The organism is Streptomyces sp. NPDC031132 (genome assembly GCF_055570595.1).
In genome coordinates, this window is the sequence record NZ_JBVIGX010000040.1 from 35,209 (window position 1) to 59,763 (window position 24,555).

23 protein-coding genes and 2 pseudogenes are annotated in these 24,555 nt (G+C 72.3%); 7 read left to right on the top strand and 18 right to left on the bottom strand.

The window, feature by feature from the left end; all coding sequences use genetic code 11:
- Positions 1-40 precede the first annotated feature (40 nt).
- From ACZ49B_RS34110 to ACZ49B_RS34130, 5 genes are all read right to left on the bottom strand, one after another.
- A complete protein-coding gene (locus ACZ49B_RS34110; protein ID WP_468313758.1) occupies positions 41-412 on the bottom strand; it encodes a hypothetical protein in 372 nt (123 codons plus the stop codon).
- Positions 413-577: 165 nt separating this feature from the next.
- Positions 578-1,159 carry a class F sortase gene (locus ACZ49B_RS34115; protein ID WP_468313760.1) on the bottom strand — a complete coding sequence of 194 codons (582 nt, stop codon included), beginning with the start codon at positions 1,157-1,159 and terminating at the stop codon, positions 578-580.
- Positions 1,160-1,445: 286 nt separating this feature from the next.
- On the bottom strand, positions 1,446-1,691 hold the full coding sequence (locus tag ACZ49B_RS34120) for a hypothetical protein (protein ID WP_468313762.1): 246 nt from the start codon (positions 1,689-1,691) through the stop codon (positions 1,446-1,448).
- A gap of 21 nt (positions 1,692-1,712) precedes the next feature.
- Positions 1,713-2,468 (bottom strand): CbtA family protein, encoded by a 756-nt coding sequence (locus tag ACZ49B_RS34125; protein WP_468313764.1) that lies wholly within the window; start codon positions 2,466-2,468, stop codon positions 1,713-1,715.
- Between the two features lie 30 nt (positions 2,469-2,498).
- Positions 2,499-2,711: a CbtB domain-containing protein gene (locus tag ACZ49B_RS34130; RefSeq protein WP_365951090.1), complete on the bottom strand. Its 213-nt coding sequence runs from the start codon at positions 2,709-2,711 to the stop codon at positions 2,499-2,501.
- Positions 2,712-2,898: 187 nt separating this feature from the next.
- Here ACZ49B_RS34130 and ACZ49B_RS34135 point away from each other — a divergent pair, with 187 nt between their 5' ends.
- Positions 2,899-3,351 (top strand): histidine phosphatase family protein, encoded by a 453-nt coding sequence (locus tag ACZ49B_RS34135; protein WP_468313765.1) that lies wholly within the window; start codon positions 2,899-2,901, stop codon positions 3,349-3,351.
- Between the two features lie 4 nt (positions 3,352-3,355).
- On the opposite strand, the gene pucL is transcribed toward ACZ49B_RS34135, so the two are convergent.
- Entirely contained in the window at positions 3,356-4,273 is a 918-nt protein-coding gene (gene pucL, locus ACZ49B_RS34140; protein WP_468313767.1) for a factor-independent urate hydroxylase, read from the bottom strand.
- A gap of 255 nt (positions 4,274-4,528) precedes the next feature.
- Positions 4,529-5,881: an aminotransferase class III-fold pyridoxal phosphate-dependent enzyme gene (locus tag ACZ49B_RS34145; RefSeq protein WP_468313769.1), complete on the bottom strand. Its 1,353-nt coding sequence runs from the start codon at positions 5,879-5,881 to the stop codon at positions 4,529-4,531.
- Between the two features lie 210 nt (positions 5,882-6,091).
- On the opposite strand from ACZ49B_RS34145, the gene ACZ49B_RS34150 reads away from it, so the two are divergent.
- Positions 6,092-7,099 carry an ATP-binding cassette domain-containing protein gene (locus ACZ49B_RS34150; protein WP_468313771.1) on the top strand — a complete coding sequence of 336 codons (1,008 nt, stop codon included), beginning with the start codon at positions 6,092-6,094 and terminating at the stop codon, positions 7,097-7,099.
- Positions 7,096-7,902, top strand: coding sequence for an ABC transporter permease (locus tag ACZ49B_RS34155; RefSeq protein ID WP_468313774.1), 807 nt, complete (start codon positions 7,096-7,098; stop codon positions 7,900-7,902). Before ACZ49B_RS34150 ends, ACZ49B_RS34155 begins: the two co-directional genes overlap by 4 nt.
- Here ACZ49B_RS34155 and ACZ49B_RS34160 read toward each other — a convergent pair.
- A complete protein-coding gene (locus ACZ49B_RS34160; RefSeq protein ID WP_468313777.1) occupies positions 7,883-11,347 on the bottom strand; it encodes an AfsR/SARP family transcriptional regulator in 3,465 nt (1,154 codons plus the stop codon). The two genes, ACZ49B_RS34155 and ACZ49B_RS34160, sit on opposite strands and share 20 nt — an antisense overlap.
- 162 nt (positions 11,348-11,509) lie before the next feature.
- On the opposite strand from ACZ49B_RS34160, the gene ACZ49B_RS34165 reads away from it, so the two are divergent.
- The 3 genes from ACZ49B_RS34165 (at position 11,510) to ACZ49B_RS34175 (ending at position 15,361) form a co-directional block, all read left to right on the top strand.
- Positions 11,510-12,406, top strand: a complete 897-nt coding sequence (locus ACZ49B_RS34165; protein ID WP_468313780.1) for a sigma-70 family RNA polymerase sigma factor — start codon at positions 11,510-11,512, stop codon at positions 12,404-12,406.
- Positions 12,407-12,809: 403 nt separating this feature from the next.
- The gene (locus tag ACZ49B_RS34170) at positions 12,810-14,312 is read left to right on the top strand and encodes an APC family permease (protein ID WP_468313783.1); all 1,503 of its coding nucleotides are present in this window, start codon (positions 12,810-12,812) and stop codon (positions 14,310-14,312) included.
- Between the two features lie 92 nt (positions 14,313-14,404).
- On the top strand, positions 14,405-15,361 hold the full coding sequence (locus ACZ49B_RS34175) for a hypothetical protein (RefSeq protein WP_468313786.1): 957 nt from the start codon (positions 14,405-14,407) through the stop codon (positions 15,359-15,361).
- Positions 15,362-15,437: 76 nt separating this feature from the next.
- Here the strand turns inward: ACZ49B_RS34175 and ACZ49B_RS34180 are convergent, their stop codons facing one another.
- The 7 genes and pseudogenes from ACZ49B_RS34180 to ACZ49B_RS34210 form a co-directional block, all read right to left on the bottom strand.
- Entirely contained in the window at positions 15,438-17,261 is a 1,824-nt protein-coding gene (locus tag ACZ49B_RS34180) for a GmrSD restriction endonuclease domain-containing protein (protein WP_468313789.1), read from the bottom strand.
- A gap of 171 nt (positions 17,262-17,432) precedes the next feature.
- On the bottom strand, positions 17,433-17,909 hold the full coding sequence (locus tag ACZ49B_RS34185; RefSeq protein WP_468313791.1) for an iron chaperone: 477 nt from the start codon (positions 17,907-17,909) through the stop codon (positions 17,433-17,435).
- A gap of 85 nt (positions 17,910-17,994) precedes the next feature.
- Positions 17,995-18,449: pseudogene (locus ACZ49B_RS34190) on the bottom strand (pyridoxamine 5'-phosphate oxidase family protein).
- A 95-nt stretch (positions 18,450-18,544) separates the two neighbouring features.
- Positions 18,545-19,168, bottom strand: a complete 624-nt coding sequence (locus ACZ49B_RS34195; protein WP_468313794.1) for a glyoxalase — start codon at positions 19,166-19,168, stop codon at positions 18,545-18,547.
- Positions 19,169-19,173: 5 nt separating this feature from the next.
- Positions 19,174-19,620: a helix-turn-helix transcriptional regulator gene (locus ACZ49B_RS34200; protein WP_468313797.1), complete on the bottom strand. Its 447-nt coding sequence runs from the start codon at positions 19,618-19,620 to the stop codon at positions 19,174-19,176.
- Between the two features lie 122 nt (positions 19,621-19,742).
- On the bottom strand, positions 19,743-20,153 hold the full coding sequence (locus ACZ49B_RS34205) for a VOC family protein (protein WP_053789636.1): 411 nt from the start codon (positions 20,151-20,153) through the stop codon (positions 19,743-19,745).
- 300 nt (positions 20,154-20,453) lie between these two features.
- Complete coding sequence (locus ACZ49B_RS34210; protein ID WP_468313799.1) at positions 20,454-21,473, bottom strand: NAD(P)H-dependent flavin oxidoreductase; 1,020 nt, start codon at positions 21,471-21,473, stop codon at positions 20,454-20,456.
- Positions 21,474-21,663: 190 nt separating this feature from the next.
- On the opposite strand from ACZ49B_RS34210, the gene ACZ49B_RS34215 reads away from it, so the two are divergent.
- Positions 21,664-22,863, top strand: coding sequence for a serine hydrolase domain-containing protein (locus ACZ49B_RS34215; RefSeq protein WP_468313801.1), 1,200 nt, complete (start codon positions 21,664-21,666; stop codon positions 22,861-22,863).
- 60 nt (positions 22,864-22,923) lie between these two features.
- Here ACZ49B_RS34215 and ACZ49B_RS34220 read toward each other — a convergent pair whose 3' ends face one another.
- The 3 genes and pseudogenes from ACZ49B_RS34220 to ACZ49B_RS34230 all read right to left on the bottom strand — a co-directional run.
- Positions 22,924-23,262, bottom strand: coding sequence for a MerR family transcriptional regulator (locus ACZ49B_RS34220; RefSeq protein ID WP_468313804.1), 339 nt, complete (start codon positions 23,260-23,262; stop codon positions 22,924-22,926).
- Positions 23,263-23,972: 710 nt separating this feature from the next.
- Positions 23,973-24,284: an SCO5918 family protein gene (locus tag ACZ49B_RS34225; RefSeq protein ID WP_468313806.1), complete on the bottom strand. Its 312-nt coding sequence runs from the start codon at positions 24,282-24,284 to the stop codon at positions 23,973-23,975.
- 67 nt (positions 24,285-24,351) lie between these two features.
- Positions 24,352-24,555: pseudogene (locus ACZ49B_RS34230) on the bottom strand (DEAD/DEAH box helicase); the annotation flags it as partial.

Below are 24,555 nucleotides of genomic sequence, written 5' to 3' on the forward strand. Positions count from 1 at the left end.
TGTTCGGGGGTGTGGGGGGACGCGCTGCTGCTCGGCCCGCTCAGCAGCGCAGGACCACACTCCGCACCGTCCACGCGGACGGCGTCGGCCCGACCGCCCCGTACGAGTCGGCGCGCATCGTCTGACCGGCGTGTTTCACGTGAAACACCGGCCGCGGCAGCTGCCGTACACCCGGCAGTCCGCGCACGACGAGGCGTACGGCGGGCCGTACTTCGGGATCCGTGGCCGGATCGGACTCACCCTCGACGGGGGCGCCCGGCTCGCTCGGCGCGCCGGACCCGGTGCGCTCTACGGCGGTCGCCGCTGCGGCCGCCGCGCCGGCGGGACCGGCCGCGAACAGGCACAGCAGCACGACGCAGGCCGCCGAAAGGGCCCTGGCCAGTGCCGTGCGTGCATGCCGTGTCCCGCTCATGCGAGGGGTCTGCCCCGACACGCCGGAAGGCTCCCCGACCGGACCGCAGAAGCCCCCGACCGGGGGACGAAGACACCCCCCTCGGATGACAGGAACCCGAGGGGCTGCGGCTGCGCGGGGCGGTCGGGGGCGGTCAGGGGCGTTCGGAGGCCGCGCCGGCGGGAGTCAGCGGGTGCGGTGCCGGCCGGTCAGCCGCGCCAGGACCGTGGTCTCACCGCTGGCCAGCCGCAGTTGGGCCCGCCCGGGCCGCTGCCCGCGACCGCTGACCCCGCCCGGCGAGACCCGGTCGACGGTGAAGACGGCGGTACGGCCGTCCGCCCGCGCGATCTCCACGGTCAGACCGCGTCGCAGCTCGGCGAGGCGCAGGTCGGCGGCCGTGACCACGGCGGTGCCGGCCGAGCCCGGGGGCGGCGTGTCGTGGTCCCAGGAGGCCTCGTCCCCGTCCCCGCCCAGCGGCAGGTCGACTCCCAGACTCGGGATGTGGAGCCGCAGCGGCCGTGCGGCCCGCAGCGGTGTGATGGCAGCGGCCCGCCCAGGTCGGGGCCCCTTGGCGGCGGCGTGCTGCCCGGAGTGCTCCAGCTGCTCGACGAGCCGGCGGTGGCCGGACAGGCCCAGCGCCCGCGAGGGCAGCGCGTCGGCGGCAGTCGCCGCGGCGGGCCGCGCGCCCTCGGTGCTCCGCAACATCCCTATGCCGGTGCCCAGCAGAGCCACTGTCAGCACGCCGACCACCCACTTGGCGCGGGGCATGGAATTCCCTCCTGGTCCGATCCCCGGCTCCGGCGGCCGGGGCTCCTGAGAGCAGTGGAACCCCTCGCTGCCCGTCAGTACCGGTTACAACGCGGGAGATTGACGCCGCGTCACAGGCGTGTCGACAGCCCGCTCCGGACGTCTTCCCAGCTGGTGCCGGGTGCACCGCCCCTGTCCCGAGGATTGGGCAAGATACGGCCGAACGAGTGCACCGCGCCGCGCGCGGGGGTGGACGGCCGCCCGACGTCCCTCGGGGCCGGGCGAGCGGGGCCCCGGGCGTGGAACGTCAGACGAGGACGAAAACGACCGCCGCCGCCCCCATGAGGGCGGCGGCGAGGTGGATGGCCGGGTGGCCGTGGTCGCCGAACCAGAGGTGGCGGGCCAGGCCGCCGAGGGCGGCCAGGGCCGTGATGATGCCGACCTGGGCCAGCAGCGTGGCGGCGGTGAAAGGGGCCAGGAGCAGCAGAACGGTGTTGAGCCAGAACGGGACGGCGCCCGTCCAGCCGCGCCATTCCCAGATCGCCGTCTGCATGTACTGCCGGCCCCCTCATCGTCAGCTCGCGGGCTGTACAGCCTCCTGGGGTGCGGCGGCCGGGGCAAGGGCCCGTTCGGCAAGAAAACCGAAGACCAGGCCGAAAGTCGTCCACATCGCGACCTGGATGGCCACGGTCGCGAGGCGGAACTGCCAGATCAGGGCGGCCGGGAAGTCCGCCGGGACCTCGTTGATGCCGGGCAGGGCCGCGTAGGCGACGGCGACCACCACGACGAAGCCGACCGAGGCGACGATCGAGGCGTTCCAGTTCCCGAGCTGGGGCGCCAGGCGCCGGCCCAGGATGAGCGCGCCCGCGGCCAGCAGCGCGCTCAACGCGATCATCAGGATGTAGAGGGTGGTCCTCCGGACGACGGTGTCGGGGTCCCCGACGGCCGGCGGGTTGGACGGGTACTTGAGGAACGGCACCAGGTTGAAGGCGACGAACAGGCCGCCCGAGACCAGCAGGGCCGTGGCCCGCGGGCCGAAGCGGCCGATCCGGCCCAGGGCGTAGCAGAAGACGAGCGCGGCGATGCCGCCGAGCGCGACCCCGTACAGGAGCGTGCCGGTGCCGAGGCCGGCCGTGGCCTGGAGGGCCCGGCTGACCGGGGCCGCCTCCTCGCCGTGCTCGTGGGCGGCGTGACCCGCCTCCTCGATGGCGATCGCCGCGTCGACCTTCGACTCACCGAGGACGTACGCGACGAGGAACGCGGCCAGGCCGGCGAGCAGACCTGCCAGCATGCCCCGGACCAGCAGGACGCGGGGGGAAATGGAGTTCATGATTCGGTTCTTCCCTTGCCGAGGTGGAGATCAGTGGCAGGGGAAGCCGAGGAGGTGGCGGCCGTCGTGCATCCACTCGTGGACGGTGTCGCCCTCGAAGAGCGCGGTGGCGCCCTGCTCGGCACCGACGAGGTAGAGCAGGACCAGCATCAGAACGCCGACGAACAGGGCCCAGGGGGCCAGCGCGGAGAGCGAGATCGGGGTGACGGCAGGGGCCGTCGTGGGCACGGCGGAGTGAGCCATGGCAGAACCTCCAGAGGGAACACGCGTCCCGGTCAGTGGTGCTCGCGACGACATGGCGGGTCTGACTTCTCCCCCTCCGGGAGGATTCACAGTGGCGCGACCGTGCCGGATTTTCACCGGTACTTCCGTCATACCGTCGTCTTTTTTTGGTTGTCGTCCGAGACCGTACCGCGTTTACGCTCCGCTTATGAAGAGCGCCGTAGTACGAGTTCAGTTCGTGAGACGTCCGTTCGACGACGTTTCGCGGCAGGTCCGCTTCGGCCACGGCGATCCCTGCCCGGGGTACGCGGGCCTGCAGGGCCCGGACTCGGGGGAGTGGGCCGGGCGGACCCTGGACGAGGTCGCCGCCGAGGATCCGGCCGCCGTCCGGAGCTGGCTGACGGACCCCGACTACGCGCCCCCCGGCGGGGAGTCCGTCACCGCGCTGATCGCCCGCGTCGGCGCCGCCCTCGCCGCGCTGCCCACCGGCACGCATCGAGCCGTCGTCGACCAGGCCGTCGTACGGGCGGCCGTCGTCTCCGCGCTGGAGCTGCCGGCCACCGCGTTCTGGCGCCTCGACGTACGCCCTGACACGGTGACCAGCCTCACCGGACGGCTCGGCCGGTGGAACCTCCAGCTCGGGCAACCGGTCGAGAAGTAGCGGCCTACGCGACGATCCAGTCGCTCGTCGCGATCACCGGCTGTACGCCGTCGCGGTGCACGGTGCCCTCGATCAGGCCGTACATCCGGTCCGCCGCGAAGTAGACCTCGTTGTCGTTCTTGAGGCCGAAGGGCTCCAAGTCGACGAGGAAATGGTGCTTGTTGGGGAGGTTCAGGCGTACCTCGTTGACCCGCGGGCAGTGGTCGAGCACCCGCTCGGCCATCTGGTTGAGGGTCTGCTGCAGCGAGTACGAGTAGGTCTCGGCGAACGCTTCCAGCATGTTCTTGCGGACCTTCTTGTACGACTGGTCCCAGTCGTAGGAGGCGTCGTCGGCGGCCAGCGCCGAGTGCGCCCAGCGCGCGGTGACCTTCGTCGCCAGGATGCGGTCGTACGCCTCCTTGAGCGTCGTGTACTTGTCCTTGATGTAGCCGTGGAACTCGGAGTTCGTCGAGTTCATCACCGTCAGGTCCTTCAGACCCGAGATGACCTGCAGACCGGTCGTCTCGCTGTACGTGATCTGCGCGGTGCGCACCTCCTGGCCCTTGAGGACGAAGGAGTGCTGCTCCTTGCGCGTCGGTACCGGGATCCGCTCCCAGGCGTACTCCTCGATCCGGATCTGCGCCTCGCGGATCGGCGACTGGGAGGAGACGAAGTGCTTCGCGAGCAGGATGCCGAAGGCCTCGGGGGAGGCGATGCCGTGCTCCTTGCCGAAGGCGTACACCGTGTTCTTGGTGGTGTCCGTCGGCAGGCAGTTGGCGTTGTCGCCGGTCAGGTGGACGTCGCGGAACTCGCCGCGGAGCGCGACCGAGACGTTGAGGTCGCGGATCTCGTGCCACGACCCGTCGCCGCCCTTGCGGGTGACCTTGACGATGCGGTTCTCGGCCTTGCCGTACTGGTTCTGCGCCAGGACGTGCTTGCTCATGGTGTCTTCCTTCGGTGCCTCGGGAACACGGAGTCCGGTGGTCTGGATCCCGTACGCCCGGCGTCCAGCGCCCGCCCCCGACCGCAGGACGTCCCGCTCCCCGCCGTTCGGCCCCGAGGGGCCGCCCCGGGACTGACGTGCATCCCGGTCCGTAGGTGCTGCTTCGGATTGCAACATGCGCGAAGGGCGTTGTTACCCGTACAGATCATCCGAACACCGGCACCCACGGCTTGGGCGACCGCACAGCGCAGCAGGTCAGACGGTGTGCGTGTCCGCGACCGACAGCGCCTCGTCCAGGATGGCGAGGCCCTTGGCCACGTCCTGCGGGCCGATGTTGCAGGGCGGGGCGACGTGGATGCGGTTCCCGGCGGTCAGCGGCCACAGCCCGCCCTTCTTGCAGGCGGCCGCGAACTCGGCCATCGGCGCGTTGTCCGCCCCGGAGGCGTTGTACGGGACGAGCGGCTCGCGCGTCTGCCGGTCCCGTACGAGCTCCAGGGCCCAGAAGGTGCCCAGACCGCGGACCTCCCCGACCGACGGGTGCTTCTCGGCGAGGGCGCGTAGACCCGGCCCCAGCAGCTCCGCGCCGGTGCGGGCGGACTGCTCGACGATGCCCTCCTCCTCCATGACGTTGATCGTCGCCACGGCGGCCCCACAGGCCAGCACGTGCCCGGAGTACGTCAGCCCGCCCGGGTAGGGGCGGCGGGCGAAGGTCTCGGCGATGGCGGCCGAGATGGCGACCCCGCCGAGCGGGACGTATCCGCTGGTCACGCCCTTGGCGAAGCAGATCAGATCGGGGGTGACGTCCCAGTGCTCGGAGGCGAACCACCGCCCGGTGCGACCGAAGCCGACCATGATCTCGTCGAGGATGAACATGATGCCGAAGCGGTCGCAGAGCTCGCGCACGCCCGCCAGGTAGCCGTCGGGGTGCACGAGCACGCCCGGGGCTCCGCCGACGGTCTCCAGGATGATCGCGGCGATGGACTGCGGGCCTTCGAAGACGATGGTGTCCTCGAGGTGGCGCAGGGCGCGCTCGCACTCCTCGGCCTCGGTGGCCGCGTAGAAGGGCGAGCGGTAGGCGAAGGGCCCCCAGAAGTGCACGACACCGGCGGTCGCGGTGTCGTTGCCGAAGCGGCGGGCGTCACCGGTCAGGTTGATCGCGGTGGAGGTGGCCCCGTGGTACGAGCGGTACGCGGACAGCACCTTGGGCCGGCCGGTGTGCAGCCGGGCCATCCGTACGGCGTTCTCGACCGCCTCGGCGCCCGCGTTGGTGAAGAAGATCTTGTCGAGGTCGCCCGGGGTGCGCTCGGCGATCAGCCGGGCCGCCTCCGAGCGGACGTCGACGGCGAAGCCGGGCGCGACGGTGCAGAGCTTGGCCGCCTGCTCCTGGATGGCCGCCGTCACCTTCGGGTGCTGGTAGCCGATGTTGGTGTAGACGAGGGCGCTCGAGAAGTCGAGGTAGCGGTTGCCCTGGTAGTCCCAGAAGTACGAGCCCTCGGCCCCGGCCACGGCGAGCGGGTCGATGAGCTCCTGCGCCGACCAGGAATGGAAAACGTGCTTCCGGTCGGCGTCTTTCACGGCGGCGAGCGCGTGGGCAGCTTCTGCGTTCATGTCCCGAGCGTAGTTGTCCACGATGCGGACCCCGGGGAGGGTCGGGACCCCGCCGCCGTGCCGTGCGGGCGGTGTTTCACGTGAAACACCGCCCCGGTCCGGGCTGTCAGCAGGTTGTCAGCGGGTGTCAGCGGTCGCTCAAGGGGCTGTCAGCGGGGGCGTTCATGGTGACGGCGTCAGAAGGACGCGACCACGAAACGAGCGAGCGACATGACCTCACACTCTGGCCGGCCGGCCATCACGGCCACCGGGCTGCGCAAGGCGTACGGGGACAAGACCGTCCTCGACGGAATCGACCTGCACGTCCCGGCAGGGACGATCTTCTCGCTGCTCGGTCCGAACGGGGCCGGCAAGACCACCACCGTGCAGATCCTGTCCACCCTGATCGGCACCGACTCCGGCCACGTACGGATCGCCGGGTACGACCTGGCCACGCACCCCGACGCCGTACGGGCGGCCATCGGAGTCACCGGGCAGTTCTCGGCGGTGGACAAGCTGCTCACCGCCGAGGAGAACCTGCTCCTGATGGCCGACCTGCGCCACCTCGGCAAGGCCGAGGGCCGCCGGCGGGCCGCCGAACTGCTGGAGGCCTTCGACCTCGCCGACGTGGCCCGCAAGGTGGCGCTCACCTTCTCCGGCGGCATGCTGCGGCGCCTCGACCTGGCGATGACCCTGATGGGCAGCCCGCAGGTCATCTTCCTCGACGAGCCGACCACCGGCCTCGACCCCCGCAGCCGCCGCGCGATGTGGCAGATCATCCGCGAGCTCGTCGCCGACGGCGTCACCCTCTTCCTCACCACCCAGTACCTGGAAGAGGCCGACCAGCTGGCCGACCGCATCGCCGTCCTCGACCACGGAAAGCTGGTCGCCGAGGGCACCGCGCACGAGCTCAAGCGGCTGGTTCCCGGCGGGAACATCAACCTCCGGTTCGCCGAGCCCGGCGGGTACGAGCGGGCCGCCCGCGTCTTCGGCGAGGCGTCCCGAGACGCGGAGGCCCTCACCCTCCAGGTCCCGAGCGACGGCGGCGTGCAGTCGCTGCGGGCGCTGCTCGACCGGCTCGATGCCGAGTCCATCGAGGTCAGCGGCCTGACCGTGCACACCCCCGACCTCGACGACGTCTTCCTCGCCCTGACCGGGCGGCCCGTCACGCCCGTCGCCCCCGGCACCTCCCTCGCCCCTGTCGCCCCCGTTCAGACCGCCAAGGAGTCCGTACGATGAGCACCTCCACCGCCCCCGCGCCGGCCCCCGCCGCCACCCCCGCCCCGCTGCGCGACGCGGCGACGATGCTGCGCCGCAACCTCAAGCACGCGCTGCGCTATCCCGGGCTCTCCCTCGGCACCATGGCCGTGCCCGTCATCTTCCTGCTGCTCTTCGTCTACGTCCTCGGCCGGCCGCTCGCCGCCGGCATCGGAACCGGCACCGCCTACATCAACTACCTGGTCCCCGGCATCCTCCTGATGACCGTGACCGCCGCCTCCACCTCCACCGCGGTGTCCGTCTGCACCGACCTCACCGAAGGGATCGTGGCCCGCTTCCGGACCATGGCCATCTCCCGCCCGTCGATCCTCGTCGGCCGCGTGATCAGCAGCGTGCTCCAGACCCTGGTCAGCGTCGGCCTCGTCATCGGGATCGCCCTGCTGATGGGCTTCCGGCCCTCCGCCGGGCTCACCGAAGGGCTCGCCGCCCTCGGCCTGATCACCCTGCTCACCTTCGCCGTGACCTGGCTGGCCGTCGCCCTCGGCACCGTCAGCAAGACCCCGGAGGGCGCCAGCAACATCGTGCTGCCGCTGGCCTTCCTGCCCTTCATCGGCAGCGCGTTCGTCCCCACCGACTCGATGCCCACCGCGGTCCGCGTCTTCGCCGAACACCAGCCCTTCACCCCGATCATCGAGACCGTCCGGGGCCTGCTGACGGGCACCCCGATCGGCGACAACGGGATCGTCGCCGTCGCCTGGTGCCTCGGGCTCACGGTGGCCGGGTACTTCTGGGCCACCAGGGTGTTCAACCGCCAGGCCGGCTGAGGGTGGGCGCCGCGAGCTCCCGCACGGCCTCCACGCTCGACGCCACGCCCGACCCCACACCCGACGCCACCCCTGACTCCGCACCGCATCGCGCCGCCTCGGTGAACCCCTCACCGAGCGCGGCGCGCGCCGCGTTCTCCACCCGCGCCGCGTCCGGACGCCCGTGGTCCGGCCCGCCCCGTACCGCCAGCGCGGCCGCCAGCAGCCGGGCCGCCTGCTCCGGCCGGTCCTCGCGTACGGCCTGGTCCGCGACGCCGACCAGCACCTGGGCGACCGTCGGCGCGTGCCCGGAACCGAGCGCCAGGTCCAGCGCCTCCGCGCGGTGGGCCCGGGCCGCGTCGAGCTCGCCCTCCGCCGCGTCCAGGTGGCCGCGCGTGTCGAGGGCCATCGCGCGGAACACCGGATGGGCGGAGATCCCGGCGATCGCCGCCTCGGCCCGTGCCAGTTCGGCCCTCGCCTCCGGGAACCTCCCGGTCCACCAGGCCAGTTCGGCCTTGCCGTGCGCCAGTACCGCGATCGACTCCGGCCAGCCCGCCGCGGCGGCGTCCTGCTCCGCCCGCGCCAGGGCCGCGGCGCTGCCCGCCGGGTCGCCGGCCAGCCAGGACAGCTGCGCCTGCCGGATCAGGGCGTGCAGCCGGTCCTCCAGCCCCCCGATCTCTCCGACGACCTCGACGGCCTGCTCGTAGTGGCCGAGCGCCGCCGTGAAGTCCCCGCGCCGGGCCACCAGGTCCGCCAGCACGGTCAGCGCGAAGGAGGCGCCCCACCGCTCCCCGAGCGCCCGGAACCCGGCCAGCGCCTCCTCGATGGCCTGCTCGGCCTGAGCAGGCGGGCCGCCGGCGCCGAGCAGGGTCCGGGCGCCCTCCAGCCGTCCCTGCGCCCGTACCCACGGATCCGCGTCGGCCAGCAGCTCCTCCCAGGTGTCCGCCGGCGCAGGCGTGCCCGCGGCGGCACTGCGCAGCATCCGGTCGACCGGCCCGAGGAACCGCACCACCGGATGCCGGCTGTCCGTCCGCTCCGCGAGCCGCAGCGCCTCGCCGAGCAGCGCCGCCAGCTTCTTCTCGTCGCCGACCCCGGCCGTCGCGAACAGGACGGAGAGCGCGTACGCGACGACCAGGTCTTCTTCTGCTGCCCCGCCCGGCAGTGCCAGCGCGGCCGCCGCCAGTTCGGCGCCCTCCGCCTTGTGGCCGCTGAGCCACCAGTACCAGCCGGCCGCCGAGACCAGGCCCACGGCGGCCCGCGCGTCGCCCGCCGCGATCGTGCCGCGCAGCGCCGCCTTGAGGTTGTCGTGCTCGACGGCCAGCCGCGCGAGCCACTCCAGCTGGTCCGCCCGGCGCAGGTGCGGATCAGCGGTCCGGGCCAGCCCGGTGAAGTACGCGGTCTGCGCCCGGCGGACCGGCTCCTGTTCGCCGGCCTCGGCCAGCCGCTCCAGGCCGTACGCCCTGATGGTCTGGAGCATCCGGTAGCGGCCGTCTCCGGCGGTCACCAGCAGCGATTTCTCGGTCAGCGAGGTCATGAGATCGAGTACGTCCCGTACGCCCACCGCCTCGGCCGCCGCGGCCATGTCCCGTACGCCGACGGTCGCTTCGAGGCCGTCGGCCCCGCCCGGCGGGGTGTCCGCGCACACGCGCTCCGCCGCCTCCAGCGTCACGCCGCCCGGGAACGCGGCCAGTCGGCGCAGCAGGGCCCGTTCCGGGCCGGTCAGCAGCTCCCAGCTCCAGTCCACGACCGCCCGCAGCGTCCGGTGCTGGCGCGGGGCCGTCCGGGCGCCGCCGGTCAGCAGCCGGAACCGGTCGTCGAGCCCCGCCGCCAGCTGCTCGGCGCTCATCGTGCGCAGCCGCGCCGCGGCCAGTTCGATCGCCAGGGGCATCCCGTCCAGGGCGCGGACGATCCGGGTCACGGCTGCTGCCGTCTCCCCGCCGACGGCGAAGCCCGGCCGGGCCGCGGCCGCCCGGTCGCCGAGCAGCCGGACCGCCGCGTACGACATGGCTTCGGCGGCTCCCGCGTCCTGCGGCGGGAGGGCCAGCGGCTCCACCGGCCACAGCGCCTCGCCGGTGAGGCCGAGCGGCTCCCGGCTCGTCGCGAGGATCCGCATCCCGGGGCAGGCGCCGAGCAGCCGGTCGGCCAGGGTCGCGGCCGCCTCGATCAGGTGCTCGCAGTTGTCGAGGACCAGCAGGGCGGTCCGGGTGCGCAGCGCCGCGACGAGCCGGTCCAGGGGCTCGCCCGGCGCCGAAGCCTGCTCCCGCAGGCCGAGTGCGGACAGCACGGCCTGCGGTACGTCGGCCTCCGCGCCCAGCGGTGCGAGCTCGACCTGCCAGACGCCGTCGGGGAACCGGCCGAGCAGCGGACGGGCCGCTTCGACCGACAGCCGGGTCTTGCCGGCGCCGCCGGGTCCGGTGAGGGTGGTGAGCCGGTGCTCGCCGATCAGCGCGGCGACCCGGGCGAGGTCGGCGTCGCGGCCGACGAAACTGGCCAGCGGGGCGCGGAGGTTGGTCGCGGGCGGGAGATCGGCGGGGGCGCCGGCCGCCGCCCCCGCCGGAGCGGGCTGCGGAGCGGGCTGCGGAGCGGGCCGTGCGGGCTGTGCGGGCCGTGCGGGCTGTTCCGGACGTACGCGCTCCTGCCCGGGCTGTTCTGCACGAACGGGCTCGACGGGCGGCCGGGACCGTACGGGCGGCACGGGCCCGGGGCCGCCGGCGACCTCGCCCCGCAGTACCGCGGTGTGCAGCGCGGCCAGCTCCGGCGACGGGTCGGCGCCGAGTTCCTCGGCGAGGGCCTCGCGGGCCCGACCGTACGCGGCGAGCGCCTCGGCGGGCCGGCCGGCCGCGACGAGCGCCCGCATCAGTGCCCCGACCAGCCGTTCCCGCAGCGGGTGTTCCGCGACGAGGGAGGCCAGCTCCCCGGTCAGCTCCCGACCGAGTCCCAGTCGTAGATCCGCCTCGATGCGGTCCTCGAGCGCGGCCGCCCGCAGCTCCGTCAGCCGGGTCACCGGAGCCCGGAAGAAGTCGGAGCCCGCCACGTCCAGCAGGGCCGGTCCGCGCCACAGCTCCAGCGCCTCGCGCAGGGTCCCGGCGGCGGTGGCCGGCTCGCGCTCCAGCGCCGCCCGCCCGGCCGCGGCGAGCCGCTCGAAGCGGACCGCGTCGACGGCGTCGGGCTCGACGAGGAGCCGGTACCCGGCCGGATGCGACGCGATCTCCACCCCCGGCAGCGCCCGGCGCAGCCGCGACACCAGTGCCTGGAGGGCGTTCGGCGCGCCCATCGGCGGGTCCTGGTCCCAGATCCCGTCGATCAGCAGCTCGGAGGGGACCACCCGGCCCGGCTCGAGCGCGAGCAGCACCAGCAGCGCACGCAGTCGCGCCCCGCCGACCCCGACGACGACGTCGTGCCCGCCCCCGTCCCCGTCCCCGTCCCCGGTCCGAACCTCCAGGGGCCCCAATATCGCGATCCGCATGATCGCCATTGTGCGGCCGTACGCGGCTCACATCGAGCCCTGTGTGACGGTCACCGGGAACGGCACCGGGACGGCATCCGGCCGGAATCCATGCGCACATGACGCATCATCCGGTTACCGTCCATGCGTGGACTTACGATCAACGACGCGAGGACGTGACAGGTGAGCGAGCAGGACGCCCTGGCCCGGCGCTTCGAGGAGTACCGCCCCCATCTGCGGGCCGTGGCCTACCGGATGCTGGGCTCGATCAGCGAGTCCGAGGACGCCGTGCAGGAGGCCTGGCTGAAACTGAGCCGCTCGGACGTCACGGCCGTGGAGAACCTGGGCGGCTGGCTGACCACCGTCGTCGGCCGGGTGTGCCTGGACATGCTGCGCTCGCGCACCACGCGGCGCGAGGATCCGCTGCAGGACCAGGACGGGTACGTGCGGCTGCCCGATCCGGTCGTCACGGGGCTCGCAGCCATCGATCCGGAGCACGAGGTCCTCGTCGCCGACTCGGTGGGCATCGCGCTGCTGGTGGTCCTGGAGACCCTGGCTCCCGCCGAGCGGCTCGCCTTCGTCCTGCACGACCTGTTCGCGGTCCCGTTCGACGAGATCGCCCCGGTCCTCGGCCGAACCACCGCCTCCACCCGGCAGCTCGCCAGCCGCGCCCGCCGCCGGGTCCAGGGGGCCGCCCCCGCTCCCGACACCGACCTGGTGCGCACCCGGGAGGTCGTGGAAGCCTTCCTCACCGCCTCGCGCGGCGGGAACCTCGACGCGCTCGTCGACCTCCTCGACCCCGATGTCGTGGCCCGCTCCGACGGCGGCGCGCTGCGCCCCGGCGCGGTCCGGCGCGGTGCGGGCAACGTCGCCTCGAACGCCATCATGTTCGCCCGGTTCGCCGCGGCGGCCCACCCGGTCTTCGTCAACGGTTTTCCCGGGGTACTCGCCGTGGCGGAAGGCAAGCCGCTGTCGCTGATGGCGTTCACCGTCAAGGACGGAAAGATCGTCGCGCTCGACATCCTCACGGACCCGGAGCGCCTCGCGCGGATCGACCTGGGGTCCGTCCTGGGCGGCTGACCCGCACCCGCCGAACCGCCCGGCCCGGTTCCGGTCTTGCCGAGGATCACCAGCGAATCCTCGGTGGACCGGGAAAGCTTGCATTGATTCGAATATCAATAACCGGGTCGATCGGCGGAATCTTCGCTCGAACCCTTGCGCTTCCTGGGCGGTTTGGGCAGGATCTGGTTCCTGTTCAGCCGCCCGGTCGTGCGAACCGCGACCGGGCCGGCTCAGGAAGGGCCGGGAACGCCACCGCGAAGCCGCCCGGATTTCCGACGTGCCGGGAATCCCCAGGAGTTTTCCCCGGCCCCCTTTCCCCTCTCCGTTTCCCGCCTCCCCTTTCCCACCTCTCCCTCCCTCCCCCTTTCTTCCCTCATTCCCTCCCCCTTTCCCTTGGTACGCCCCCAGGAAAGACGTGATCGTGAGCAAGCACTCTGGTGCCGGAGGGAGTCTGCGGGCCGACGCGCTGGGCACGTTCGACTCCGTCGTGATGGCCGTGGCGGGCTGCGGCCCGGCCTACACCATCGCGGGCACCTTCCCCGCACTGATAGCCGCCGTCGGTGTCGCCGGCCCGGCCGTCCTCCTGTACTGCGCCCTCCCCGTCCTCGGGATCGCCCTCGCCTTCCGCCACCTGGGCCGCCTCGACCCGAACGCCGGCGCCTCGTACGCCTGGACGGGCCGGTCGCTGCATCCCTTCCTCGGCTTCCTCAGCGGCTGGGCTCTCGTCGTCTCCGCCACCGTGTTCATGGCCTCCACCGCCCTGCCCGCCGGCGCCGCGACGCTGTCCCTCTTCGGGACCCCGGCCGCCGGCCACACCGCCCTGGCCACCGCCGTCGGCGCCGGCTGGTTCCTGCTCATGGCCGGCGTCGTGATGTACGGCGCCCGGATCAGCGCCCACGCCCAGACCGCCGTCACCGGGACGCAGCTCGTCCTGCTCGTGGCCTTTGCCGTCGCCGCCCTGTCCACGGACGGCAACGTGGCGGACTTCTCCCTCTCCTGGTTCGGTTTCGGCCACTTCGACGGCCAACACCACTTCGTGACCGGGGCGTTGATCGCCGTCTTCGCCTACTGGGGCTGGGACGTGACGAGCAACCTCGGCGAGGAGACCCGCGGCGGGCGCCGCAGCTCGGGGTTCGGCGGGGTGATCGGCGTCGTGACGTGCTTCGCCCTGTTCGTCGTCTTCACGATCTCCGTCAACATCCTCGTCGGCACCGACGTCGTACGGCAGAACCCCGAGTCCTTCCTGACCGTCCTCGGGGACGCGGTCTGGCCCGGCTGGGGCGGCCGGCTGCTCGTCCTCGCGGTGCTGCTCTCCACCGTCGCCACGCTGGAGACCTCGCTCCTGCAGGCCACCCGCACCCTCTTCGCCATGGGCCGCGACCGCACCCTCCCCCCGGCGTTCGGCCGCATCCACTCCGTCCGGCAGACGCCGTGGACCGCCACCGCGGTCGTCGCGGGCGTCGCGCTCGCCTTCACCGTCGCGGTCAACCTGGGCTCCGGCGCGGGCTCCGGCGCGCGGCTGCTCGCCGACGCGGTCAGCGGCGTGGGCCTGCTGATCTGCTTCTACTACGGCCTCGCCGCGTTCTCCGCCGTCGTGGTCCACCGCCGGCAGCTGTTCGCGTCCGTGGGGAACCTGCTCCTCATCGGCCTGTGGCCGCTGGGCGGCGGGCTGTTCATGGCGTGGATCTTCGTACGGTCGCTGACCGAGCTGAACGCCCTCGCCCTCGGCATCGGGCTCGGCACGCTCGTGCTGGGCGTCGTGCCGATGCTGAGGTACCGGCAGCACGGCCGCTCGTACTACGAGGCGGTCCCGCTGGACCCCGAACGCGCCCGGGCCGTCGACGCCTCGTACGGGGTCACCGACTTCGACCCCTCCTCCCGGGGCGGCACGGGCCGGCCCGACGAACTCCTCACCGACTTCTGAGCCGCCGGCCCGTACGTCCGCAGGTCCGCAGGTCCGCAGTGCCGCAGGTCCCCAGATGGTTGGTCCGTCGATCCGAGGAGGGTCCTGTCCGCATGGCCATGGCCTGGAAACGCCGTCGCTCCCCGGCGGCACCGCAGTACGATCCCGCGTTCGGCGACAAGGCCCTGTCGGAGGCCTGCCAGGACGTCGCCGCCGGCCGCTGGCAGGGCCTGCGCGACCTGCTCGCGGCCGGTGCGCCCCGCGACTGGGACCGGCGCAGCCACCGGATCCGGCTGCTGGCCGACGCCGCCGCGGACCGGCGGGTCGCCGAGGCCTGGCAGGCCTCCGAGCCCGACAGCCCCGACGCGCTCGTGCTGCGCGCGGACATCGAGGTGATGCGGATGTTCGCGGTCGCCCGCCGCGGGACCATGCCGGCCGTGAACCGCCTCGACTGGACCGCGCGGATCTGCCTGCAGGCCTCCGAGGCCGCCCCGGAGGACCCCCATCCGTGGGTCTCGCTGGTGACCCTGGCGCGGCTGTACGAGGGCGGGCACGCCGCCATGGGCCGGTGGTGGCAGGAACTCTGCGCCCGCGACCCGTACCACCGGGAGGCGCACCACCAGGGGCTGCGCTACATGTCCGCCCGCTGGCACGGCTCGCACGGCCAGGCGTACAACTTCGCGCGGGACCGCGCGGCCGCCGCCCCGCTCGGTTCGCCCCTCGCGGTCCTGCCGCAGGTGGCCCGGGCCGAGCAGTACCGGCACCGGGCGGAGAGCGAGGGCAGGAACAGCCTGGACCTGTTGCACCACTGGAGCGGCGACGCGGGGCGGTGGGACCTGCGGACGACGATGGAGCGCTGGATCGGATCCCGTACGGCCCCGCAGGCCCAGGACGTGGCCGACCTCAATTACCTGGCCCACGGCCTGGTCCACGCCGACATGCTCGCGGAGGCGGCCACGGTCTTCGACCTCCTGGAGGGCCGCGCCACCCGCATCCCCTGGGCCTACACCGGCGACCCGGAGCAGCAGTACGTCCGCTGGCGGGCCCGCACCCGCCCCGCCGCCCGCTGACCGGGCGGCGGGCGGCCTGCGGTGCGTTCGCGTAGACAGTGGTGCCGGTGCCGGTGGTCGGGTCGCCGGTACGGGCTCAGGACACCCAGGCGGCCGCCCCGGAGTGGGCGTCGGCGTCGGACTCGGCGTCCGTCAGGATCGCCTTGCCCATCTCGGCCGAGATCGCGGCGAGCAGGGCAGCCTTGCGGGCGGCGAAAAAGCCGTCGAAGTCGTCGGCCCGCATGAGGGCGGGACCGGCGACGTGGGTGAGGACGTGCGCGTCCAGCTCTTCCGGGCCGATCTCGGCGGTCTTGGCCAGCTGCGCCAGGTAGCCGGAGGGGGCCTGGCTGCCGATGATCCGGTTCGTTCGCGCGGTCAGGGGGGTCTTGTTGACGATGGAGTTGTAGATCTCCGGCTTGAACCCGTTCTGCTCGCACCACGCCTTCGGGAAGACGTGGTGGATGTCGACGGCCTCGTCGAAGTAGTCGGTCACCTTCACCGGCTCGCCCGTCCGCCAGTCGGCCGCCCCGGCCTTGAGCAGCAGCGCGTAGATGCCCTTGTACGCGGCGCTCTGGCGGGTGCGCAGCGTCAGCAGCCGGCCGGGTGCGAACTGGGCGGCCGTCACCGTGCGCGGCTCTTGGTCGCTGCCGCGGATCCACTCCACGACGTCCGGCAGGTCCTGGCTGAACCGGGTCTCGGTCGAGCCGCCGTACAGCTCCCCGAACACTCCGCACCAGTACCAGCGGGCCAGCTTGCGCTGCGCGCCGGCCGGCTCCGCCCCGTTCCCGGCGGCGGCCAGGACGGCGGCGAGGGGGATCAGCTGGGTGCCGTAGGGCAGAAACTTCGTGTCGAAGAAGTGCTGCTGGTGCAGGAACTTCGCGGCCTTCTTGAAGCCCTCGACGACGGCCGGGGCGTGCTCCTCGTAGTCCTTCAGGGAGAGCGCGAGCATGTCCTTGCGCTTGCAGCCGACCCGGGGAAGGCGGTCCTCCTCGGTGACGTGCGCGGCTTCCGCCACGCGCCGCCGGTAGGTGGCCAGCAGGGTGACGGCCTGGAGGAAGTCGGTGTTGGAGACCTCGCGCAGGATGCGGTACTCCGGTGCCTGCCAGGCGGCGCGGCACACGCGCTCCCAGTGGTCGCGGAGGTCGAACTCGTCCGCCGCGTAGGTGGCGGTCAGCAGCTCGAAGACGGTGAGGGTGACACCGCCGGTGTTGACCTTCTCGAAGACCTGGCAGACGGCCTGGCGCTCGGTCGCCTTGCCGAGCTCGATGACGGGGACGTGGTAGAGGATGAAGGGCTTGATGAACGCCTTCTCGAAGTCCTTCCACAGCCGCCACTTGGCTTTGTCGTCCCAGTGCTCCGAGAAGCCGTCCTCCCATTCGTCGGAGTCCAGCACGGAGTTGAGGGGGAAGAGGAGCGCCTCGTACTCCTTCTCCCGGCTGGAGAGGTCGATCTGCACCTCACCACGGAAGTTGACCACCTTGCGGGATGCGGGCAGGAAGCGGATGGCGTCCTCGCGGTCGGTGAAACCGTCCAGGACCTTGCGCATGTCGACGTAGAACCAGCCGGACACCGCCTGCTTGCGGACGTCCTGGGTGGCGACGGGCCGGTCGAGCTTGAGCGACTGGAAGAGGGAGGTCAGCCGCTGCTGACCGTCCAGGACCAGTGACTCCGGCTCACGAGGCCCCGGCAGCGTGGCGCCTTCGATCGGGCGGTACTTGAAGCGGACGTCGCCTCCGGCGCGGAGCGTCATGAGGGTGCCGAGGGGATAGCCGAGGGAAATCGAAGCCAGCAGACTCGCGATGTTGGGGTACGGCCAGACCCAGCCGCGCTGGAACTCGGGCAGCTGCGCCCGGCCGTCCTCGACCTGCTGCAACAGATCGCGCAGCGGTCGCTTGTCGATGCTGAATGCTTCCTCGGCCACATCGGCTCCTTCGGGCACGGCGCTCGCGCGTCTCACGGCATGACGCGCCCGACAGTACTGGGAGCGTGCCGGCGCGGGGCGGGCATTGCCGCAGCTGCCCGCCCTGCAGGCACGCGGCCCGGCCGCAGACCGTCCTGAGCCGGACCGGCCTCGGCCCGCCTCGGCCCGACGTCAGCCCGCCGCCTTCTCGACGAGCGCGCCGATGCGTGCCTCGGCGGCGGCGGTGAGCTCCGTCAGGGCGTAGCTGGTGGGCCACATGGTGCCGTCGTCGAGACCCGCCTGGTCGCTGAAGCCGAGCGTCGCGTACCTCGACTTGAACTTCTGCGCGCTCTGGAAGAAGCAGACGACCTTGCCGTCCCTGGCGTACGCGGGCATCCCGTACCAGAGCTTCGGCGAGAGGCCCGGTGCGCTGGCCCTGACGATGGCGTGGACGCGCTCGGCGAGGACGCGGTCCGCGTCCGGCATCTCGGCGATCTTCGCGAGGACGTCGCCCTCCGCGTCCGCCTTGGCCGCGCGCGAACCGCGGCGCGCGGTGGTCTTCAGCTCCTGGGCGCGGTCCTTCATCGCGTCGCGTTCCTCGGCCGTGAACCCGTCGTACTTCTTGTCGGCCGCGCCGGTGCTCTGGGTGGACGTCTGCGCGTTCTTCATTGCAGGTTTCCTCTCGCGGGTACTCGGAAGCTGATCGGTGGTGGCCCGGGCGGGAGCCGCGGGGGCGGCGGGGGCGGCGCGGCGGTCAGCCGAGCCAGCGGCCGTCGCGCATGAGGGTGCGCCCCTGCAGTTCGTCGGCCTCGCGCCAGGCCTGGATGCGCTGCGGCCGGATCAGGAAGTACTGGTAGGGCTCGTCGAGTTCGCGCGGGTCGAAGCCGGTCTTGGCCGCGAACGCGTCGCCCGTCTCCGGGTCGAGGCCGGCGAGGTCCACCGGCTCGGCGGTGCCGTCGACGAGGACGACGTCGCGCGTCGGCCCGAGGCCGAGCCGCACCCGGCCGTCCGCCAGCAGGTTGCGGCCGGTGACGGAGGAACGCGGCGTCGAGATGAGGAACGCGGTCCCGTCCCAGAGGTACGAGAGGGGGATCAGGTGGACGCCCGGGGAGCCGGGCGTCGCGACCCAGAGATCGACGTCGGTCTCCAGGCGCGCGCGCGGGTGTCCCGCAGCCTCTCCTCGAGCCCACGCGGCGGCGCGCTTGCCATGTTTCCTCCAGTCGTACGGTGCTCGTCGGTCGGCGGTGCCGGATTCTGCGGTGCCGGATCCCGCGGTGCCGGATCGGCGGATCTGCGGTGCCGGATCAGGGCGTGGGCGCCATCGATGCGGCCTCCCAGGCGAACCCGTCCGGGTCGGTGAAGGAGCCGGCGCCGCTGCCCAGCACGAGCCGGTGGGATCCGCCGCCGTCGGCGGGGACGCCGAGGTCCTTAGCGAGGGCGCGGCGCCCGTACAGCGCCAGCTTGATGCCGCCCGAAGGGGCGTCGAACTGGACGTACTTGCTGCCGAAGCTCTTTTCGACGGCGAGGCCGTGGCCGACGTAGAACCGCTTGCTCGCGGACACGTCCGCCGACCCCAGCAGGAGCACGATCTCGTCGATCTGCCGGGTGTCCGCGCCGGTGTCCTTCTTCGCCGAGGTGGCGACCTTCCAGAGCGTCCCGTCGGGGGCCCGTACGACGCCGCCGTAGCCCCAGAAGGACTTCGAGGCGGGCTTCACCGTCGTGGCGCCGGCGTCGAGGGCGGCGCCGATGAACGCGTTGACGGTGGCGGGCCGGGACACCGTGAGCGCCAGGGCGAAGCCGCGGAAGCCGGATGTGGGTGCCTCCGAGGCCTGCAGGCGCACCTGGGCGCTCAGGCCGAAGGCGGTGTAGAAGCGGTCGGCGGCCGTGTGGTCGGCCACCTCGAGGGTGACGGATGCGAGGGAGTTCATGCAGATCACGCTAGTTCCGGCTCGGGCGCCGGTGCTTCTCGATTCCTGACGGGTCTGGTGACCTGCTTCGCCACGCACGACGGTATGCCCGCCGCCCCGTCCGCCGCGCGGCGCCGGTAGACGCTGGGCGGCATGCCGACCAGCTCGGCGAAGCGGGTGCTGAAGGTGCCCAGCGACGAGCAGCCGACCGCGAAGCAGACCTCGGTGACGCTGAGGTCGCCGCGGCGCAGCAGTGCCATGGCGCGCTCGATGCGCCGCGTCATCAGGTACGAGTACGGCGACTCGCCGTAGGCCAGCCGGAACTGGCGGCTGAGGTGCCCGGCCGACATGTTCACGCCGCGGGCGAGCGCCTCGACGTCGAGGGGCTGCTCGTACTCCCGGTCGATCCGGTCGCGAACGCGGCGCAGCCGGGTGAGATCGCTCAGGCGCTGCGCGGCGGTAAGTGCGCTCATCCACGCAGGATGGCACATGGGGAACTCCGTTCATCGATGTTCGCGATCACCGGCCCGGTCTGCAACTGGCAGGCGGGGGTGGGGTGTTCGCCGGTGAGGAGGAGTGAGGCGGGCGGCCGGGGTCAGCGCAGCTCCTGGATGCGGACCAGGTTGCCCGCGGGGTCGCGGAAGGCGCAGTCGCGCACGCCGTACGGCTGCTCGGTCGGCTCCTGGACGACCTCGGCGTCGGTGGCCTGCACCTTTTCGAAGGTGCCGTCGAGGTCCCGGGTGGCCAGCAGGATCCAGCCGTAGGTGCCCTTGGCCATCATCTCGACGATGGTGCGGCGCTCGTCCTCGGTGATCCCGGGGTCGGCGGCCGGCGGCGCCAGGAGGATGGACGTGCCGGGCTGGTCGACGGGGCCGACCGTGATCCAGCGCATCTTGCCCTGGCCGACGTCGCTGCGGACCTCGAAGCCGAGGGCGTCGCGGTAGAAGGCGACGGCTGCGTCGGGGTCGTCGTGCGGGAGGGCGGTCGTGTGAATGGTGATGTCCATGACCATCACGCTAGCCGCGGCCCGCCCAGCGGGCTTCTCGATTCCTGATGTGTCAGGCCACGAGGTCGGCCACGAGGGCGGGGCACGGGTCGACCCTCGGCCACCACCTCGAGGGGATCGACCGGCGCATCGCCGAACTGCGCACGACCCGGACCGCTTTGCGCGACCTCGCCCGCCGCGCCGCCGCGACCGACCCGGAAAACCTGCACCGAGGACGGCATCTGCACCATCTTCACCCCCCAGAGTCCGACTCCCCGACTACCCGGCCCGCCACCGCAAGCGGCTGAGCGCCGGGTACGGTCACCGGCCGATCGCGTGGGCCGCCGCCGCCAGGGCCGCCTCGGCTTCCCGTACCGTCCGGCGGACGATCTCGCCGGCCGGCAGGACCTCGTGCACGAGGGCGGTCGACTGGCCGGTGAACGGCAGGTACTCCTCGCCCCCGCCGGCGCGGATCGCGGCCATCACGCGGGGCACGATCTCCTCGGGGTCGACCTGTTCGGGGTGCTCGCGCAGGGCGTCCAGCAGCGGAGTGCGCAGGCAGCGCGGTACCCCGGCACTGCCCGGGCGGTTGAACGGCGGCAGGATCCGCTCGCTGCCCACGACCTTCACCGCGTCCGCGGCGGCGGACTCGACGATCCGGCTCTTCCACGCCTGCGACACGTTCATCTCCGACGATGCGAGGAACCGAGTCCCCATCAGCACACCCTGCGCGCCCAGTGCCAGGGCCGCGGCCAGACCCCGGCCGTCGGCGATCCCGCCGGCCGCGAGGACGGGTACGTCGTCCGCCAGGTCCACGACGTCCGGGACCATCACCATCGTGCCGACGTCCCCGCCGTGCCCGCCGGCCTCGCCGCCCTGCGCGACGAGCACGTCCGCTCCGGCCCGCAGTGCCTGGTCGGCCTGACGGATGTCGGTGACCAGCTGGATCCAGAGGATGCCGGCGTCGTGGGCCCGGGTGATCAGGTCGGGCGGCACCGCCAGGTGGAAGGAGATCGCTGCCGGCCGCTCCTCGATCGTGGCCTGGAAGGCCTCCTCGTTGAGGGGGCGGGTCGTGTGGTTGATCGCGAAGGGCCGGTCCGTCAGCTGCCGCAGCCGGGCCCACTGCTCCTTCAGGTCCGGAAGGGGCCGGACGGCGGTGCCCAGGCTGCCCAGGCCGCCCGCCCGGCACACCGCCGCGGCGAGATCGACCTCCTCCCAGGGGCCGAAGGCCGCGCAGACGACGGGGGCGTCGATGCCGAGAAGTCGGCATACAGGGGTGGTCAGCATCCAGCACCTCCAGCAGCTGCGCCCGTCCTCGGCGCTGAGCGGCGTCATCGGCATCGCATGCTCCTGCGTCCATCGTCTCGCGACGGGACGCACGTGTCCCCCTGGACGCCGTCACCGGCCGGAGGTGCCGGGCGGGCCGGTCTCGCGGGGGGCGGCCGCGAAGATCGAGGCATAGCCTGGAGCGGACGGACGCCCTCGGGGGTCCTCCGGCGTCTGGATCGATCCCGATCGAAGGTGACCGGCGATGGCCAGGCCCCAACCGTTCCGAGGGCGCCGCTGCCGGCGCGCGGCCCTGCCCGCCGCCGCGGCTCTGCTGCTCGCCGCCCTGTGCACGGGCACCGCTCCCGCCGGGCAGGCCGCCCTCCCCGTACGGCAGGACGGCTTCGACGCCGCCACCGTGCAGAAGCTGGACGCGGCCATCACGAAGGCCATGAAGGAGACCGGCATGCCCGGTCTCAACATCAGCCTGTCCGTCCCGGGCCGCGGCGCGTACGAGAAGTCCTTCGGCACCGCCGACACGAAGACCGGCACCCCCATGAAGACCGATCTGTACACGAGGATCGGCAGCATCACGAAGACGTTCACCGTCACCGGCGTCCTCCAGCTGGTCGACCGGGGCAAGGTCGGACTCGACGACCCCATCTCCCGCTACGTCACCGGTGTGCCCAACGGGGAGCACATCACGGTCCGTCAGCTCGCCGAGCTGCGCAGCGGACTCTTCGACTACATCGACGACGAGCAGTGGCTCGCGGGCCTGCGCGCTGACCCCCATCGCGGCTACACCCCGCGCCAGCTGCTCGACATCGCCTTCGCCCACCCGCCGACGTTCGCGCCGGGGGCGAAGTGGCAGTACAGCAACACCAACCTCGTCCTTCTCGGCCTGCTGGTCGAGAAGGTCAGCGGGCAGAGCCTCGGCGACTACCTCCGGCAGCACGTGTTCGCCCCGCTGGAACTGGACGACACGTCTCTTCCCTCCGACAGCGCCATGCCGGACCCGCACGCCCACGGCTACAGCGATGTCACGCCCGACGGCACCGTCGCCGACGCCACCAACTGGAACCCCTCCTGGGCCTGGGCTTCCGGCGGGGTCGTCTCCGACATGAAGGACATGAAGGCCTGGGCCCCGGCCCTGCTGGAGGGGAAGCTCCTGACCAAGAAGACGCAGGCCGAACGCCTCCGCACCCTCCCGACCGGCGTCCCCCGCATCTCGTACGGGCTCGGGATCCTCGATACCTACGGATGGCTCGGCCACAACGGCGACCTGCCCGGGTACGAATCGATAGCCGTCCAGTACCCGGCCGACAAGGCCGTCCTCGTCGTGTTCATCAACTCCGACGTCAACTACAAGCGCAAGAACTACGCGTCGATCATCGCGAACACCGTCACGTCCATCGTGACCCCGGACCACCCGTGGCCCACACCGATACCCGCCAAGCCGGAGTGACGGAAGCCCGTGCGCCGGCAGGTCGCGTCCGGGCCGATGCCGACGGGGGCAGAACGCGCCTCAGTCCGAGGCCGACGGCGGGGACGATTCGGCGGCGCGACGGTATTCGGCGTTGATGCGCTGGGCTTCCTCGAGTTGGTCCTCGAGGATGATGATGCGGCAGGCGGCCTCGATGGGGGTGCCCTGGTCGACGAGTTCCCGGGCGCGCGCTGCGATGCGCAGTTGGTAGCGGGAGTACCGGCGGTGGCCGCCCGTGGAGCGGAGCGGGGTGATCAGACGGGCTTCGCCGATGGCGCGCAGGAAGCCCTGGGTGGTGCCGAGCATCTCGGCTGCCCGGCCCATCGTGTAGGCGGGGTAGTCGTCGTCGTCAAGACGGCCGAACGAGTCGTCTGCTGTCATTGCACCTCTCTCGTGGAACGCATGGAGGGGCCCTGGTGCCGTACGGCACCAGGGCCCCGAAGGAACTACTACACCATCTGTCGGCCCTGATACTGCGCCGACCTCATGTTTCCGCCGACCCGGCCGTGATGCTGCCGGGAATGCGGGGATCGCGGATGCGTGACCGGAGACCACCTCGCTATCGATGTCCTGCGGTACCCGGGCTCGGACTCCTGCCCGGGCGATCCTGATGGCGCCTGGCCCCTCCGTTCTTCCTCATTGATCAACTACGGGTGAAGCGGGGACTGCGTACTGCTGGTACTGCTGGTACTGCTCTCTGACTGGTACTGCTCTTTGACTGGTACTGCTTTCGAACGGTCGTGCTTGCGGCGGCCCCTGATGACTGCGGGCCACCCGGTCCGGTCGTCAGTCCCGTCGCCGTCCTGCAACCGCTCTGGCTTCGAAACTCCACCACCGCACCGTCCTGCGAACTGCAACTACTGGTCCTACTGCCCGGCAGTTCGTCTCTGCCGAGCCCTGCGGTCTCTCTCGGTTACAAGAAAAACCATAACCACGCCGCCGCCCAATGTCTACTTCGGCCGGGATAGATTTTCGCGTGTCTTGGGAGGAGGAAGACCCGGCCAGACGCGGGAGGGCCCGACCGGCGTGTGCCGGTCGGGCCCTCCTCGCTGTTCCGGTGCCGGCTCGCGCCTCGCCCGTCGGTCGGACGGTCAGACGGCCACCGGGACGCCGAGCAGCGCGGAAGCCTGCTGGAGCGGGCTGAGGGTGCGCGTGGGCGCGGCGGCCTGGGGAAGGCCGCGGCAGGTGAAGCCGAGCTGGGTCATGGCCCGGAGAACTTCGCCGACGCTGAAGTCGCGTCGGTCCTGGCGGGTGACGACCTGGCCGACCTGCTTGGCGGGGTAGGTGCGGCGGCCGATGATCACGGACTCGCCGACGACCGGCTCGGGCTTGATGCCCTTCATCGATTCCAGGACACCGCTCTTGGTCAGGTCGAACGGGAATCGGGCGATGACGCAGCGCATGATGCCTCGCAGGATGAGGGGGACGGTTGTGCCGCGGTGAGGCGGTTCAGCGTGCAAGGGCGAGCTCTCAGGCAGCCGCGTCGAACGCGGACTGCCGCCCGCTCGCGCGCCGGGCACCCGAAACGGGCCTGCGTCGGCCGCGGGAGGCGCCGCCGCTGCGCCGGGGCCGCTCGGTCACCGGTGCGGTGATGGTGACCGGAATCCCGGAGGGGTCCTGGGCGCCGGTGATGCGGTTCAGGGCCTCTTCGCCCGGACGGACCTGGGTGGTCTG

What these genes read in the sequence shown, in the direction of transcription:
- ACZ49B_RS34175 (WP_468313786.1), top strand. Translation starts at nt 14,405, where the DNA reads ATGGCCATGGCCTGGAAACGCCGTCGCTCCCCGGCGGCACCGCAGTAC.
- ACZ49B_RS34215 (WP_468313801.1), top strand. Translation starts at nt 21,664, where the DNA reads ATGGCCAGGCCCCAACCGTTCCGAGGGCGCCGCTGCCGGCGCGCGGCC.
- ACZ49B_RS34185 (WP_468313791.1), bottom strand. Translation starts at nt 17,909, where the DNA reads ATGAAGAACGCGCAGACGTCCACCCAGAGCACCGGCGCGGCCGACAAG.
- ACZ49B_RS34210 (WP_468313799.1), bottom strand. Translation starts at nt 21,473, where the DNA reads ATGCCGATGACGCCGCTCAGCGCCGAGGACGGGCGCAGCTGCTGGAGG.
- ACZ49B_RS34225 (WP_468313806.1), bottom strand. Translation starts at nt 24,284, where the DNA reads ATGCGCTGCGTCATCGCCCGATTCCCGTTCGACCTGACCAAGAGCGGT.
- pucL (WP_468313767.1), bottom strand. Translation starts at nt 4,273, where the DNA reads ATGAGCAAGCACGTCCTGGCGCAGAACCAGTACGGCAAGGCCGAGAAC.
- ACZ49B_RS34135 (WP_468313765.1), top strand. Translation starts at nt 2,899, where the DNA reads ATGAAGAGCGCCGTAGTACGAGTTCAGTTCGTGAGACGTCCGTTCGAC.
- ACZ49B_RS34115 (WP_468313760.1), bottom strand. Translation starts at nt 1,159, where the DNA reads ATGCCCCGCGCCAAGTGGGTGGTCGGCGTGCTGACAGTGGCTCTGCTG.
- ACZ49B_RS34130 (WP_365951090.1), bottom strand. Translation starts at nt 2,711, where the DNA reads ATGGCTCACTCCGCCGTGCCCACGACGGCCCCTGCCGTCACCCCGATC.
- ACZ49B_RS34155 (WP_468313774.1), top strand. Translation starts at nt 7,096, where the DNA reads ATGAGCACCTCCACCGCCCCCGCGCCGGCCCCCGCCGCCACCCCCGCC.
- ACZ49B_RS34160 (WP_468313777.1), bottom strand. Translation starts at nt 11,347, where the DNA reads ATGCGGATCGCGATATTGGGGCCCCTGGAGGTTCGGACCGGGGACGGG.
- ACZ49B_RS34120 (WP_468313762.1), bottom strand. Translation starts at nt 1,691, where the DNA reads ATGCAGACGGCGATCTGGGAATGGCGCGGCTGGACGGGCGCCGTCCCG.
- ACZ49B_RS34200 (WP_468313797.1), bottom strand. Translation starts at nt 19,620, where the DNA reads ATGAGCGCACTTACCGCCGCGCAGCGCCTGAGCGATCTCACCCGGCTG.
- ACZ49B_RS34145 (WP_468313769.1), bottom strand. Translation starts at nt 5,881, where the DNA reads ATGAACGCAGAAGCTGCCCACGCGCTCGCCGCCGTGAAAGACGCCGAC.
- ACZ49B_RS34220 (WP_468313804.1), bottom strand. Translation starts at nt 23,262, where the DNA reads ATGACAGCAGACGACTCGTTCGGCCGTCTTGACGACGACGACTACCCC.
- ACZ49B_RS34205 (WP_053789636.1), bottom strand. Translation starts at nt 20,153, where the DNA reads ATGGACATCACCATTCACACGACCGCCCTCCCGCACGACGACCCCGAC.
- ACZ49B_RS34110 (WP_468313758.1), bottom strand. Translation starts at nt 412, where the DNA reads ATGAGCGGGACACGGCATGCACGCACGGCACTGGCCAGGGCCCTTTCG.
- ACZ49B_RS34195 (WP_468313794.1), bottom strand. Translation starts at nt 19,168, where the DNA reads ATGAACTCCCTCGCATCCGTCACCCTCGAGGTGGCCGACCACACGGCC.
- ACZ49B_RS34125 (WP_468313764.1), bottom strand. Translation starts at nt 2,468, where the DNA reads ATGAACTCCATTTCCCCCCGCGTCCTGCTGGTCCGGGGCATGCTGGCA.
- ACZ49B_RS34150 (WP_468313771.1), top strand. Translation starts at nt 6,092, where the DNA reads ATGACCTCACACTCTGGCCGGCCGGCCATCACGGCCACCGGGCTGCGC.